This is a genomic window from Pseudomonas sp. B10(2017) (genome assembly GCF_002113295.1).
Lineage (GTDB): Bacteria > Pseudomonadota > Gammaproteobacteria > Pseudomonadales > Pseudomonadaceae > Aquipseudomonas > Aquipseudomonas pudica.
This window is the reverse complement of the sequence record NZ_NEJU01000014.1, coordinates 29,402-43,634: the sequence shown is the minus strand read 5'-3', so window position 1 is coordinate 43,634 and position 14,233 is coordinate 29,402. Positions and strand designations below refer to the sequence as shown.

The window sequence follows — 14,233 nt, the reverse complement described above, 5'->3', positions numbered from 1 at the left end:
TGTGGGAGCGGCCTTGTGTCGCGATAGGGCCGCATAGCGGCCCCGGCGATATTGGCGGTATGACTGAAATCCTGGGGCCGCTTTGCGGCCCTATCGCGACACAAGGCCGCTCCCACAATGACCGCGCTGGAGCCAATATTGGCTCCAACTTTCAGACCAGTCGGGAGAGCATGTCCTCGGCTTCCTGACGCTGGCTGTCGTCGCCATCCTTGACCACTTCATCGAGGATGTCGCGCGCGCCCTGGTTGTCGCCCATGTCGATATAGGCGCGGGCCAGGTCAAGCTTGGTGGCCACTTCGTCGCTACCGGAGAAGAAGTCGAAGTCCAGGTCGTCCAGTGGCTCGGGCTCAGGCTGGGCAAGCGCGTCCTCACTGGTGAAGTGCGGCTCCAGCGACGGCGATTCGAGGCTCTGCGACAGCTTGTCCAGTTCGGCATTGACGTCGTCCAGCTCCGAGGCAAAGCTCTTGGCTGCTGGCGAATCGTCTTCCAGCGACAGCGACAGGTCGAAGTCGGACGGCAGGTCGAACTCGGAAAGCGGGTCGAACGCTGGCTCGCTGTCGAAGGCAGCCAGCTCGGCAGCGACATCCACCGGGTTTGCGTCGTCTGCAGCCGGGGCGGCCGGGGCAACCGGTTCGCTGACGTCGAGGTCGAAGTCGGACAGGTCCACAGCGGGCTGTGTCTCGGCCTGGGCCAGCATGGCCTCGAATTCGGCGTCGGCGTCGGCCTGCAGCTCGGCGTCCACGGCAAACGGCTGGTCTTCCGGCTGAGCCGTATCCAGCACCGGCTCATCCAGTACCGGCTCGTCGACGACAGGTTGCTGGGCCACCGATTCGTCCAGCAACGGCGTCGCCAGCGGGTCTTGCTCGGGCAGGTAGTCACCCAGGCTCAGGTCGAAGGCACTGTCCAGGTCCTGCTCGTCCAGGCCCGGCGCATCGAGGGTAGGCACTTCATCGAAGGCATCCAGCTCAGCATCCAGATCAACTTCAGGCTCGAGCGCTGCGTCAGGTTCCGACTGGGCAACGGCCTCTGGTTCAGCCGCCACCTCTGGCTCGAACGCCGGCACTTCCTCGGCCGCCACGTCGGCAACCACTGGCGTTTCAGGCTGATCTTGCAGCAGCTCCTGCACGTACTGCTCGTCCATCTCGGCAGCCAGGGCCGCAGCGCCCAGGCCGGCAGCGGCCAGGCCGAGCATGGCTGGGTAACGCTCTTTCAGCCCGGCAACCGCTGCACTGTTCGGCTCGCTGGTCGGCAGCTTGCGCTCCTGCTCGACGAACGCGCTCTGATCCCCCTGGCGTGCATACACATCCATCAGTTTCAGGCGCAGGTCGTCACGCTGAGGCGCGGCGGCCACGGCAGGCTCCAGCAGGTCGGCGGCGCGGTTCAGGCGACCTTCGGCCACGCATTGCTCGACCTCCGCCAGCAACGCGGCATGGGGGTCGGCTTGCGGTTCAGGTTGCGCTTCGACGGCGGGTACCGATGTTTTTTCCGCGGCGGTGGCGGCGGCAGCCGAAGCAGCGACCACGGCCGGCGACAGGGTCACGCTCGGGGCCGAGACCTCGACGCCATCGAAGCTTGCGCTATCGCTGTCGAAGCCTGCGCCCTGCTCTTCTTCCAGCGCCCGCGCCATGCGCAGGTGCTTTTCAGCCTCCTGCTGGGCCTTGCGCTTGCGCGCCAGCAGCAACAGTAGAAGCAGCAGTACGAGGAAGGCACTACCGGCAATCAGCCCGAGCAGCAGCGGGTTGCCCATGATTTCGTCGACCACGCTGCCAGGCTGGCCGGCAGGTGCGACCTCGGCGGCGGGCACCGGCTTGGGTGCGTTATCGACGGCGGCAGGCGCAGGCTTGACGACCGGTTGGGCCGGCGCCGTCGCGCCCTGAGCCTCAAGGCGGGCCAGTTGGTTGTTCTTCAGCTCGATCAGACGCTGCAGCTTGTCCAGCTGGCTCTGCAGGTCGGCCATGCGGCTCTTGAGTTCTTCGTTGTCGCGACGGCTGGTGTCCAGGCTTTCCTGGGCCACCGCCAGCTTGTCGTTGAGAGCCTTGGCCTGGTCGGCACCGGCCTGGTTGCCCGGGCTGACCAGGCGCAGGTTGTCGCCCTGGGCGATACGTGCCGGCGCTGCCTCGGCGGCGCCGCGACGGGTCGCGTCCAGCTGGCGGGCGCGCGGGCCCAGGCGGCGGCCTTCACGCCAGGCGGCATACTGCTCGGCCACCTCAGCGATCGCCTCGCCCTGTGCGATATTCTGGATCTGCTGCTGGTCGGGCAGGCGCAGCACCTGGCCGACCTTCAGCTGGTTGATGTTGTTGCCGATGAAAGCGTCCGGGTTAAGCGCCTGGATCGCGATCATGGTCTGCTGGATCGAGCCACCCTGGGTGTTGCGCGCGGCAATCTGCCACAAGGTGTCGCGGCGTTGGGTGGTGTAGCTGCCGGCAGCGGTCACCGCTGGCGCGACATTGCCCGCCGCAGGCTTGTCGCCCTGGGCCTTGGCCTGGTCGAGCAGCACGCTGTAGTCACGCAGCAGGCGGCCTTGCGGCCACATCACCTGGACCAGGAACTTCACCACCGGTTCAGGCAGCGGCTGGCTGGAGGTAACCCGCAGCACGCTCTTGCCGTTGGGGTTGATCACCGGCGTGAAGGTGAGGTCTTCGAGGTACGTCGGCAGCGCCACCCCTGCCTTGCTGAACTCTTCCGGCGGCGCCAGGCTCGGTGCCACTTCGGCGGCGGTGAGGTCGCGCACGTCGAGCAGCTCGATCTCGGCGTCCAGGGGCTGGTTCTGTGCCGACTTGAGGGTCAGCTCCCCCAGGCCCAAGGCATTCGCCATGCCCGACGACAGCGCCGATGCTGCAGCCATGGCCAGAACCAGTTTGCGAATTCGAAGCATGACCTCTTCCCTTGTATAAAGCGTCCTGAAACCTGCATGCAGAGCAGGACAATAGTGCTCGCCAGTATCTTTTACGGCATGTGTTTAATCAACAATTGCGCCACTTGCACGGCATTGAGCGCGGCGCCTTTGCGCACATTGTCGGTGGTCAGCCAGAGGTTGAGCTGCTGGTCTTCATCAACACCGTGCCGTACACGACCAACATAGACCACGTCCTGGCCCACTGCGTCGCCTACCGGGGTTGGATAATCATCGCGCTCCACCAGTTCGACGCTGTCGGCTGCCTCGAGGGCCTGGTTGACCGCGCCCAGGTCTACCGGGCGACGGCTCTGTACCGCCACACTGAAGCTATCGCCGAAAAATACCGGGACTTGAACGCAGCTCACGGAAATCTTCAGCTCCGGCAGGCCCAGCAACACGCGCAGCTCGCTGACCAGGCGGCGCTCCAGGGCCGTGTGGCCTTGCTCATCGGCGGCTCCGACCTGGGCCAGCATGTTGAACGCCACCTGGCGATCGAAGAAGCGCGGCTCCAAGGGGCGGGCATTGAGCAGCTCGGCGGTTTGCCGGGCGAGTTCGTTGACCGCTTCACGGCCTTGTGCGGACACCGCCAGCGCGGCCATTACCTGCACCCGCTCGATATCCAGCAGGCCCTTGAGCGGTGCCAGTGCAACGGCCAGGGCTACCGCGGCCGAGCACGGGCTGACGATGCGGGCGGGCAATGCCAGGCCGGCCAGGCGTTCGGCGTTGGCTTCCGGCACCAGGGCCAGGGCGTCGTCCAGGCCAGCGGAAAGGTCGATGACCGTGCAGCCTGCCTGCAGCGCCTTGCTGGCAAAGCTGCGGCTGACGGCGGCGCCTGCGGCGAAGAAGGCCAGCTTGACCTGGGCGAAGTCGAAGCTGTCCACTTCACGTACCTTCAGCTTCTTGCCAGCGAACATCACGCTGCTGCCCGCCGATTCCATGCTGGCCAGCAGGTGCAGGGTGGCGACCGGGAAATCCAGCTCTTCGAGGATCTGCACCAGGGCTTCACCGACGCTGCCGGTGGCGCCGACGACGGCGATGTCCAAAGGGTGTGTCATGGAAGGGATCCTTTTGCTGAAAACGGCGGGGGGGCGGCACTTTACTCGGATTGTAGAGTTTTGTCTGTGCTGGCCCAAACCTAGAGCTGCGCTGCTCTTGCTCTTGCATCGAGTAGGCATTCATTCGCGATGGTGGCGCCAAGTCACCTTTCCGCCCTTACGGCGGGTCCCTTTTTGTCGTGGCAAAAAGGAACCAAAAACCGTCGGCTCCCATCATCCGGCCCCTACGCTTCGCTCCGGGGTCCCCTCGCTACGGGCCTGCTCCCGGGAGTACGCGCTGCAGGCCCCATCCATGGGGCCTCAGCGCTTGACGGGCATCCATGCCCGTCACCTCCCTCCGCAGTCCCTTCGCTCGGCCTCCTGAAGTCGCAATCGGCGGCGCCTGAACTATCGCGCGCCTAGAAGCAAAATCAAAAGCGAAAGCAAAAGCGAAAGCAAAAGCGAAAGCAAAAGCAAAAGCAAAAGCAGAGAAAAGCCGGGCCGGCCGGGATGGATCGGAAATAAAAAAACCCGCGCTGTCACCAGCGCGGGTTTTCGGTCAGACCGGAACGATCAACGCTCAAGCAGAATCCGCAGCATGCGACGCAGCGGCTCGGCCGCGCCCCACAGCAGCTGGTCACCTACGGTGAACGCGCCCAGGTACTGGGAGCCCATGTTCAGTTTGCGCAGGCGGCCAACCGGGATGTTCAGGGTGCCGGTAACCTTGGTCGGGCTCAGCTCCTGCATGCTGATTTCACGCTGGTTAGGCACCAGTTTCACCCAAGGGTTGTGCTGGCTGATCATGCCTTCGATGTCAGCCAGCGGCACGTCCTTGTTCAGCTTGATGGTCAGCGCCTGGCTGTGGCAACGCATGGCGCCAATGCGCACGCAGATGCCGTCGACCGGGATCGGGCTCTTGAAGCGACCGAGAATCTTGTTGGTCTCGGCCTGGGCCTTCCACTCTTCACGGCTCTGGCCGTTCGGCAGTTCCTTGTCGATCCACGGGATCAGGCTGCCAGCCAGCGGCACGCCGAAGTTCTCGGTCGGGAACGCTTCGCTGCGCATGGTCTCGGCAACCTTGCGGTCGATGTCGAGGATAGCGCTGGCCGGGTTGGCCAGGTCATCGGCAACGGCAGCATGGGTAGCACCCATCTGCTTGATCAGCTCGCGCATGTTCTGCGCGCCGGCACCCGAGGCCGCCTGGTAGGTCATGGCGCTCATCCACTCGACCAGGCCGGCTTCGAACAGGCCGCCAAGGCCCATCAGCATCAGGCTGACGGTGCAGTTGCCGCCGATGTAGTTCTTGGTACCCGCGTCCAGCTGCTGGTCGATGACTTTGCGGTTGACCGGGTCGAGGATGATCACCGCGTCATCCTGCATGCGCAGGGACGAGGCGGCGTCGATCCAGTAACCCTGCCAGCCGGCTTCACGCAGCTTGGGGAAGACCTCGTTGGTGTAGTCGCCGCCCTGGCAGGTCAGGATCACGTCGAGGGTCTTGAGTTCTTCAATCGAATAAGCGTCCTTGAGCGGAGCTGTATCCTTGCCCACGTTCGGGCCCTGGCCGCCAACATTGGAGGTGGTGAAGAACACCGGCTCGATGAGGTCGAAATCCTGCTCCTCCAGCATCCGCTGCATGAGCACGGAACCGACCATACCGCGCCAACCGATCAGACCTACACGTTTCATCGCAACTACACCTTTGCTAAAAGTGGGCCGCCACCAGGAATTTTGGGTGGCGGGCCAGAGAGATTACAGATTCCGCAGCGCTGCGACTACTGCGTCGCCCATTTCCTGCGTACCAACTTTGCGGCAGCCTTCCGAGAAGATGTCGCCGGTGCGCAGCCCCTGATCCAGGACCAGGCTCACGGCCTTCTCGATCGCCTCGGCGGCAGCCGACTGATTGAAGCTGTAACGCAGCATCATCGACACCGACAGGATGGTCGCCAGCGGGTTGGCGATGCCAAGGCCTGCGATGTCCGGCGCCGAGCCGTGGCACGGCTCGTACATGCCTTTGTTGTCGGCATCCAGCGACGCCGAAGGCAGCATGCCGATGGAACCGGTCAGCATGGAAGCTTCATCCGACAGAATGTCACCGAACATGTTGTCGGTCACCATCACATCGAACTGCTTGGGCGCACGCACAAGCTGCATGGCGGCGTTGTCGACGTACATGTGGCTCAGTTCCACATCCGGGTAGTCCTTGGCCACGTCCTCGACCACTTCACGCCACAGCTGGCTGGACGCCAGGACGTTGGCCTTGTCCACCGAGCACAGCTTCTTGCCACGCACGCGGGCCATGTCGAAGCCGACACGGGCAATGCGGCGCACTTCGCTTTCGCTGTACGGCAGGGTGTCGTAGGCCTGGCGCTCGCCGCCTTCCAGCTCGCGCTGGCCACGCGGGGCACCGAAGTAGATACCGCCGGTCAGCTCACGGACGATGAGGATGTCCAGGCCGGAAACGATCTCTGGCTTGAGCGACGAGGCATCGGCCAGTTGCGGGTAGAGGATGGCCGGGCGCAAGTTGGCGAACAGGCCCAGTTGCGAACGGATTTTCAGCAGGCCGCGCTCGGGGCGGATATCACGCTCGATCTTGTCCCACTTCGGCCCGCCCACGGCGCCCAGCAGCACGGCATCGGCCTTGCGCGCACGCTCCAGGGTCTCGTCGGCCAGCGGCACGCCGTGCTTGTCGATGGCAGCGCCACCGATCACGTCGTGCTCCAGGCTGAAACCGAGCTGGAACTTGTCGTTGGCCAGCTCCAGCACCTTGACCGCCTCGGCCATGATTTCCGGGCCGATACCGTCACCTGGGAGAATCAGAATCTGCTTGCTCATGCTTTCCTCTATCCATTCACGCGGTGCGGCCAAGCGGGCCCCACCGAAAAGTTCTTAACGCTCGGCCCACAACACCAGCACATCGGTGCTGAACGAACCGTCGGTCTCGATCTGGTAATACTGCCGTACTTCCTCGCCCATGGCTTGCTGCAATTGGCGAATTGCCACGCGCATTGGATCGGGGGTGCGCATGCGCTCGACCCAGCTGGAAAACTCCAGGCGCAGCGGCTGGCGGGTGTGGCTGCGTACATGCAAACCAGCCTCGCTGACCTGGCGTTGCCATTCGGCGGCGGAATAATCGCGCACGTGGCTGTTGTCGCGCAGCACTTCGACCGTTTGCAGGTAGGTGTCGAGCAGCGGGCTGCCCGGCGACATCACGTCGATGAACGCTGCCAGGCCACCCGGCTTGAGCACCCGGCGCACTTCGCGCAGGGCCAGGCCCAGGTCGCTCCAGTGGTGGGCCGAGTAGCGGCTGAAGACGAAGTCGAACGAGGCGTCGGCGAACGGCAGGCGTTCGGCGGCACCGCGTTCGGCGGTGATATTGGCCAGGCCGCGCTCGGCAGCGGCACTGGCGACCACGTCGAGCATGGCCTGCGAGAGGTCGTAGGCGACCACTTCGGCAACCAGCGGGGCGACGTGAAAGCTGACATGACCGGCGCCGCAGCCCAGGTCCAGCACGCGGGCATGGCCCTGCCCCGCCAGCGCAGCCTGCAGCAGGGCGAATTCACTGCCATGGGCGTGCACGGCGCTGCTGAGGTAGGCGCTGGCCTGTTCGCCGAACTGGCGCTGGACCACATCGGTGTGCTGGGTGCTGGTCATGTCTCGATCCTTCTGGTTTTGGGTTGTCTTTACTGGCTCTATCGCCGGCAAGCCAGCTCCCACAGAGAACCTACAGTTTTCAGACCTGTGGAGTTCCTGTGGGAGCTGGCTTGCCGGCGATGAGGCCAGCAAACCCACTAAATCATTCAGGCATCACGGAACAGCCAAGGCTGCGCGGCGCGGTGCTTGCCTTCGAAGGCCTTGATCGCATCGCTGTCCTGCAGGGTCAGGCCGATATCGTCCAGGCCGTTGAGCAGGCAGTGCTTGCGGAACGCATCGATCTCGAAGTGCAGCACCTTGCCATCCGGACGGGTCACCGCCTGCGCCTGCAGGTCGATGGTCAGCTGATAGCCCGGGATGGCTTCGACCTGCTTGAACAGCTCGTCGACTTCCTCGTCGCTGAGGATGATCGGCAGCAAACCGTTCTTGAAGCTGTTGTTGAAGAAGATGTCGGCAAAGCTCGGTGCGATCACGCTGCGGAAGCCGTACTCGTCCAGCGCCCATGGGGCGTGCTCACGGCTGGAGCCGCAACCGAAGTTTTCCCGCGCCAGCAACACGCTGGCACCCTGGTAGCGTTCGTGGTTGAGCACGAACTCCTTGTTCAGCGGGCGCTTGCTGTTGTCCTGGTAAGGCTGGCCCACGTCCAGGTAACGCCACTCGTCGAACAGGTTGGGGCCGAAGCCGGTGCGCTTGATCGACTTCAAGAACTGCTTGGGGATGATCTGGTCGGTGTCGACGTTGGCACGGTCCAACGGCGCGACGAGGCCAGTGTGCTGGGTAAAGGCTTTCATGCTGCGCTCCCTTGGATCAACTCGCGGACATCGATGAAGTGGCCGGTCACCGCGGCGGCGGCGGCCATGGCCGGGCTGACCAGGTGGGTACGGCCACCGGCACCCTGACGGCCTTCGAAGTTGCGGTTGGAGGTGGACGCGCAGTGCTCGCCGCTCTCCAGGCGGTCTGGGTTCATCGCCAGGCACATCGAGCAGCCTGGTTCACGCCATTCGAAACCGGCTTCGAGGAAGATCTTGTCCAGGCCTTCACGCTCGGCCTGGGCCTTGACCAGGCCCGAGCCCGGTACCACCAGCGCCTGTTTGACGTTGGCAGCGACCTTGCGGCCCTTGGCGATTTCGGCGGCGGCGCGCAGGTCTTCGATGCGCGAGTTGGTGCACGAACCGATGAATACGCGGTCGAGCTTGATATCGGTGATCGCCTGGTTGGCGGCGAGGCCCATGTACTTGAGGGCACGCTCGATCGAACCACGCTTGATCAGGTCAGGCTCGGCAGCCGGGTCCGGCACGCGCTGGTCGACGGCGAGGACCATCTCCGGCGAAGTGCCCCAGCTGACCTGCGGCTTGATTTGCGCAGCGTCGAGCTCGACCACGGTGTCGAACACCGCGTCAGCATCGGAAACAAGGCCTTTCCAGGCTTCGACCGCCTGCTTCCACTGCTCGCCCTTCGGCGCGTACGGGCGGCCTTCGACATAGGCAACGGTGGTGTCGTCCACCGCCACCAGGCCTACGCGGGCACCGGCTTCGATGGACATGTTGCAGATGGTCATGCGGCCTTCCATCGACAATTCGCGGATGGCGCTGCCAGCAAATTCCATGGCGTGGCCGTTACCACCGGCGGTACCGATCTTGCCGATCACGGCCAGGACGATGTCCTTGGCGGTAACGCCGGCAGGCAGCTGGCCTTCCACGCGCACCAGCATGTTCTTCATCTTTTTGGCGACCAGGCACTGGGTAGCGAGCACGTGCTCTACTTCGGAGGTGCCGATGCCGTGGGCCAAGGCACCGAAGGCGCCGTGGGTGGAGGTGTGCGAGTCACCGCAGACCACGGTCATGCCAGGCAAGGTGGCACCCTGCTCCGGGCTGATGACATGGACGATGCCTTGACGCTCGTCATTCATCTTGAATTCGACGATGCCGTATTCGTCACAGTTCTCGTCGAGGGTCTGCACCTGCAGGCGCGACACCTGGTCGACGATGGCCTCGATACCGCCCTTGCGCTCTGGCGTGGTCGGCACGTTGTGGTCCGGTGTGGCGATGTTGGCATCGATTCGCCAGGGTTTGCGGTTGGCCAGGCGCAGGCCTTCGAAGGCCTGGGGCGACGTCACTTCGTGGATGATGTGACGGTCGATGTAGATCAAGGACGAGCCGTCATCACGGCGCTTGACCTCATGGGCTTCCCAGAGTTTGTCGTAGAGCGTTTTGCCAGCCATCAGACTGTTCCTCATCAGCGTCTTTCTATGCCAAAGACCCCTTGGCTTGTGCGGTCGATGCTAGGGGGTTAAATTGAATAACTCAAATTCATAATTTTTATGCTTTGGATAACCAACAGGAATACAGCCCCATGGATCTGGCGAACCTTAGTGCCTTCATCGCGATTGCCGAAACCGGTAGCTTTTCCGGGGCCGCCGACCGCCTGTTCCTGACCCAACCGGCGGTCAGCAAGCGCATCGCCGGGCTGGAACAGCAACTGGATGTGCGCCTGTTCGACCGGCTGGGCCGCGAGGTGACGCTGACCGAGGCTGGCCGCGCCTTGCTGCCGCGCGCCTACCAGATCCTCAACGTTCTCGATGATACCCGGCGCGCACTGACCAATTTGTCCGGGGAGGTGAGTGGTCGCCTGACTCTGGCCACCAGCCACCATATAGGCTTGCACCGCCTTCCCCCGCTGCTGCGGGCCTTCACTCGGGAATACCCGGCAGTAGCGCTGGATATTCAGTTCATGGATTCGGAAGCGGCCTACGACGAAATCCTCCATGGCCGCGCCGAGATTGCCGTGATCACCCTGGCGCCCGAGCCGCACCATCTGGTCAGGGCCGTGCCGGTGTGGGAGGACGCCCTGGACTTCGTCGCCGCCCCCGAGCACCCGCTGGCCAACAACCATACGGTCAGCCTGGCCGACGTAGCCCGCCATCCGGCCGTGTTCCCCGGCGGCAACACCTTTACCCACCATATTGTCCAGCGCCTGTTCGAAAGCCAGGGCCTGACACCGAACATCGCCATGAGCACCAACTATCTGGAAACCATCAAGATGATGGTGTCGATCGGCCTGGCCTGGAGCGTGCTGCCGCGCACCATGCTCGACGAACAGGTTGCACCCATCGCCTTGCCGGGCATACAGCTGTCACGCCAGCTAGGCTACATTTTGCACACGGAGCGTACGCTATCGAACGCGGCCAGGGCATTCATGGCCCTGCTCGACAGCCACGCAGGGCCCGCCTGACCGGTCGTCAGCCCGGTATTGCCACCTCCAAGGACGCGTCACACGCCAAAGGTCTGGTACCGATGCCCAAATCAGCGAATCGCTTTTTGCGCCTGCCGCGCATACCTGCGGCCGACCCTCAGGAGTCCGAGCAGGCCTGGCAGAACGCCCCACAATTGCTGGCCGCGCTCAACGGTGCGCGGCTGGGGGCCTGGCTATGGGATATCGAAAGCGGCCGGGTCAGCTGGTCACGGGGCACCCAGGCCCTGTTCGGCTTCGACCCGCAGCGCCCGCTCCCCGCCGATGTCGACTACCTCGACCTGCTGCCCGAGGAAGACCGCGCGCGCACACGCCAGGTATTCCAGGCGGTGTTCAACGGCGAACCGGTGGAACAGGCCATGCGCCACCGTATCCGCTGGCCGGACGGCAGCCTGCACTGGCTGGAGATCAACGGCAGCCTGACCCACGACCCGCACGGCCGGCCACAGATGATTGGGGTGATCCGCGAAATCACCCGCCAGCGCGAGCGGGAAACAGCGCTGATCAATTCGGAGAAACGCTTCGCCACCCTGTTCCACCTCAGCCCCAATGCCATTTTGCTCACCCGCCGCCACGACGGCATGATCTTCGAGGTCAACCAGCACTTCGAAGACATGTTCGGCTGGCCCGGCAGCCAGGTGATCGGCAAGACCAGCCTGGAACTGGGCCTGTGGGTCAACCCCGAACAGCGCCATATGGTGCTGGAATCGACCCGGGCCAACAGCGGCCCGTTGATCCTCGAAGTACAATTTCGCGCCATCAGCGGCAAGGTGCATGACGGCATTCTCTGCACCCAGGGCATCGAACTGGAGGGCGTGACCTTCCTGATCAGCACTTTCGTCGACACCACCGAACGCAAGCGCGCCGAGCAGGCCCTGAAGGACAGCCAGGAGCGCCTGGACCTGGCCCTGGACTCGGCACAGCTGGGCACCTGGGACTGGCATATCCCCAGTGGCATGCTCTACGGCTCGGCCCGCGCCGCGCAACTGCACGGCCTGCCGCCCATCCCCTTTCACGAATCGTTCGACGCGTTTTTCGAAGGAGTACCGGAGCAGGAGCGCAACTCGATGCGCCAGGCCTACCGCAGCCTGCGCGAAGGGCCTGCCGGCAATTACCAGATCACCTACCGGGTGCAACTGGAGAACGGCATCTCGCGCTACATCGAAAGCCGCGCCCGACTGTACCGCGACGAACAGGGCAACCCGCTGCGCATGGCCGGTACCTTGCTCGACATCACCGACCAGGTGGAACGCGAACAGCGCCTGAGTGCCTCGGAAGAGAAGTTCGCCAGCCTGTTCCAGGTCAGCCCCGACCCGATCTGCGTCACCCGCCAGGACACTGGCCAGTTCATCGAGATCAACCCGGCGTTCACCCAGACCTTCGGCTGGAACACCGACCAGGTGATCGGACGCACCGCCGAGGAAATCGGCCTGTGGGCGGAGTCGATAGAACGCGCGCAACGCATCGAGCGAGTGATCCGCGAACAGGCCCTGAGCAACGTCGCCGTGGTGGTCAACCACCGCAATGGCGCACCGCTGACCTGCGTGATTTCCAGCCGCCTCATCACCGTCGACGACCAGCCCTGCAGCGTCACCACCCTGCGCGACATCACCCAGCAGCAGCGCGCCGAGGCGGCACTCAAATCCAGCGAAGAAAAGTTTGCCAAGGCCTTCCACTCCAGCCCCGACGCCATCACCATCACCGAACGCCACAGCGGTCGCTACCTGGAAATCAACGACGGCTTCTGCCGCCTGACCGGCTACAGCGCTGCCGAAGTGGTCGGCCACACGGTGTATGAGATCGGCATCTGGGCCGACGACAAGCAGCGCAGCGCCCTGCTGGCCGAGTTGCGCGAGCGTGGCCGGGTGCACCATCGCGAGATGCTCGGGCGCAACAAGCGTGGCGATATTCTTACCGTGGAGGTGTCGGTGGAGCCGATCACCCTCAACGAGGTGGACTGCCTGCTGCTGACCGCCCGCGATGTCAGCCAGCTGAAGAACGCCCAGGCACAGATTCGCCACCTGGCCTACCACGACCCGCTGACCAACCTGCCCAACCGCGCCCTGCTGATGGACCGCCTGAGCCAGCAGATCGCCCTGCTCAGGCGCCACAACCTGCGCGGCGCCCTGCTGTTCCTTGACCTCGACCACTTCAAGCACATCAACGACTCGCTGGGCCATCCGGTGGGCGACACTGTGCTGAAGATCATCACCGCGCGGTTGGAAGCCAGTGTGCGCCTGGAAGACACCGTGGCGCGCCTGGGTGGCGACGAGTTCGTGGTATTGCTCAGCGGCCTGGAAGGCAGCCGAGAGCTGGTCGAAGAGAAAGTCCGCGGGCTGGCCGACACCCTGCGCGAACTGCTGGCCGAGCCGATGTCGCTGGACGGCCAGCGCCTGCAGGTGACACCCAGCATCGGCGTGGCGCTGATCCCCGACCACGGCGCCACCCCGGCCGACCTGCTCAAGCGTGCCGATATCGCCCTGTACCGGGCCAAGGACTCCGGGCGCAACACCACCCAGCTGTTCCATACCACCATGCAGAAGGCTGCCAGCGAGCGCCTGCGCATGGAAAACGACCTGCGCCTGGCCCTTGCCCGCGGCGAGCTGGCGCTGCACTTCCAGCCACAGGTGGATGCCCGCGACAACCGCATCGTCGGCGCCGAGGTTCTGCTGCGCTGGCATCACCCGCAACTGGGTCAGCAGCCACCCGCGCAATTCATTCAGGTACTGGAAGAAAGCGGCCTGATCCTTGAAGTTGGCAGCTGGATCCTCGACGAAGCTTGCGATGCCTGCGCGCGCATGCTCGGCGACGGGCTGATCGACGCCGATGATTTCAGCCTGTGCGTGAACATCAGCCCACGGCAGTTCCGCCAGAACGATTTTGTCGGGCGGGTGCTGCGCAGCCTGGACGATTACCGCCTGCCACGGCAGATGCTGACACTGGAGATTACCGAAGGCATCGTCATCCAGAACCTGGAAGATACCATCAGCAAGATGCGCGAACTGAAGCGCTACGGGGTGAGCTTTGCCATGGATGACTTCGGCACCGGGTATTCCTCGCTGACCTACCTGAAGCGTCTGCCGGTGGATGCGCTGAAGATCGACCAGACCTTCGTGCGCGATGCGCCGATTGACCCCAACGACGCCGAAATCGTCCGCGCCATTGTCGCCATGGCCCGCAGTCTGGACCTGGCGGTGATTGCCGAAGGGGTGGAGCTGACCGAACAGCTGGAGTTTCTGGAGCGGCTGGGGTGCCACCTTTACCAGGGATACCTGCACAGCCGGCCGCTGCCGTTGCCAGAGTTTCGCCAGATGTTGCTGGAGGCGCCGGCGGATTACTGAAACCGATGCAACCGCTCCCACAAGGAAGCCGAACCGGCGATAACAACAAAAAAGGGCACCCC

9 protein-coding genes are annotated in these 14,233 nt (G+C 64.1%); 2 read left to right on the top strand and 7 right to left on the bottom strand.

All coding sequences use genetic code 11. The annotated features are described in order from the left end of the window. Nucleotides 1-151 precede the first annotated feature (151 nt). The 7 genes from CAF92_RS17420 to leuC form a co-directional block, all read right to left on the bottom strand. Nucleotides 152-2,875 carry a FimV/HubP family polar landmark protein gene (locus tag CAF92_RS17420; protein ID WP_085601478.1) on the bottom strand — a complete coding sequence of 908 codons (2,724 nt, stop codon included), beginning with the start codon at nucleotides 2,873-2,875 and terminating at the stop codon, nucleotides 152-154. A gap of 71 nt (nucleotides 2,876-2,946) precedes the next feature. Next, entirely contained in the window at nucleotides 2,947-3,951 is a 1,005-nt protein-coding gene (locus CAF92_RS17415; RefSeq protein ID WP_085601477.1) for an aspartate-semialdehyde dehydrogenase, read from the bottom strand. Between the two features lie 552 nt (nucleotides 3,952-4,503). Beyond that, nucleotides 4,504-5,616, bottom strand: coding sequence for an aspartate-semialdehyde dehydrogenase (asd, locus tag CAF92_RS17405; RefSeq protein ID WP_003260268.1), 1,113 nt, complete (start codon nucleotides 5,614-5,616; stop codon nucleotides 4,504-4,506). 63 nt (nucleotides 5,617-5,679) lie between these two features. Further along, the gene (gene leuB, locus CAF92_RS17400; RefSeq protein ID WP_013971603.1) at nucleotides 5,680-6,762 is read right to left on the bottom strand and encodes a 3-isopropylmalate dehydrogenase; all 1,083 of its coding nucleotides are present in this window, start codon (nucleotides 6,760-6,762) and stop codon (nucleotides 5,680-5,682) included. A 54-nt stretch (nucleotides 6,763-6,816) separates the two neighbouring features. Next, nucleotides 6,817-7,581 carry a class I SAM-dependent methyltransferase gene (locus CAF92_RS17395; protein WP_085601476.1) on the bottom strand — a complete coding sequence of 255 codons (765 nt, stop codon included), beginning with the start codon at nucleotides 7,579-7,581 and terminating at the stop codon, nucleotides 6,817-6,819. A 146-nt stretch (nucleotides 7,582-7,727) separates the two neighbouring features. Next, entirely contained in the window at nucleotides 7,728-8,372 is a 645-nt protein-coding gene (gene leuD, locus CAF92_RS17390) for a 3-isopropylmalate dehydratase small subunit (RefSeq protein WP_046617038.1), read from the bottom strand. Beyond that, nucleotides 8,369-9,802, bottom strand: a complete 1,434-nt coding sequence (leuC, locus tag CAF92_RS17385) for a 3-isopropylmalate dehydratase large subunit (RefSeq protein ID WP_013971600.1) — start codon at nucleotides 9,800-9,802, stop codon at nucleotides 8,369-8,371. Before leuC ends, leuD begins: the two co-directional genes overlap by 4 nt. Before the next feature lie 131 nt (nucleotides 9,803-9,933). On the opposite strand from leuC, the gene CAF92_RS17380 reads away from it, so the two are divergent. After that, a complete protein-coding gene (locus tag CAF92_RS17380) occupies nucleotides 9,934-10,812 on the top strand; it encodes a LysR family transcriptional regulator (protein WP_085601475.1) in 879 nt (292 codons plus the stop codon). Between the two features lie 62 nt (nucleotides 10,813-10,874). Continuing rightward, the gene (locus CAF92_RS17375) at nucleotides 10,875-14,171 is read left to right on the top strand and encodes a PAS domain S-box protein (RefSeq protein WP_085601474.1); all 3,297 of its coding nucleotides are present in this window, start codon (nucleotides 10,875-10,877) and stop codon (nucleotides 14,169-14,171) included. Nucleotides 14,172-14,233: the final 62 nt, after the last annotated feature.

Bases quoted from the DNA above. Each gene is read 5' to 3' on its own strand.
- CAF92_RS17420 (WP_085601478.1), bottom strand. From the start codon at position 2,875: ATGCTTCGAATTCGCAAACTGGTTCTGGCCATGGCTGCAGCATCGGCG.
- CAF92_RS17415 (WP_085601477.1), bottom strand. From the start codon at position 3,951: ATGACACACCCTTTGGACATCGCCGTCGTCGGCGCCACCGGCAGCGTC.
- asd (WP_003260268.1), bottom strand. From the start codon at position 5,616: ATGAAACGTGTAGGTCTGATCGGTTGGCGCGGTATGGTCGGTTCCGTG.
- leuB (WP_013971603.1), bottom strand. From the start codon at position 6,762: ATGAGCAAGCAGATTCTGATTCTCCCAGGTGACGGTATCGGCCCGGAA.
- CAF92_RS17395 (WP_085601476.1), bottom strand. From the start codon at position 7,581: ATGACCAGCACCCAGCACACCGATGTGGTCCAGCGCCAGTTCGGCGAA.
- leuD (WP_046617038.1), bottom strand. From the start codon at position 8,372: ATGAAAGCCTTTACCCAGCACACTGGCCTCGTCGCGCCGTTGGACCGT.
- leuC (WP_013971600.1), bottom strand. From the start codon at position 9,802: ATGGCTGGCAAAACGCTCTACGACAAACTCTGGGAAGCCCATGAGGTC.
- CAF92_RS17380 (WP_085601475.1), top strand. From the start codon at position 9,934: ATGGATCTGGCGAACCTTAGTGCCTTCATCGCGATTGCCGAAACCGGT.
- CAF92_RS17375 (WP_085601474.1), top strand. From the start codon at position 10,875: ATGCCCAAATCAGCGAATCGCTTTTTGCGCCTGCCGCGCATACCTGCG.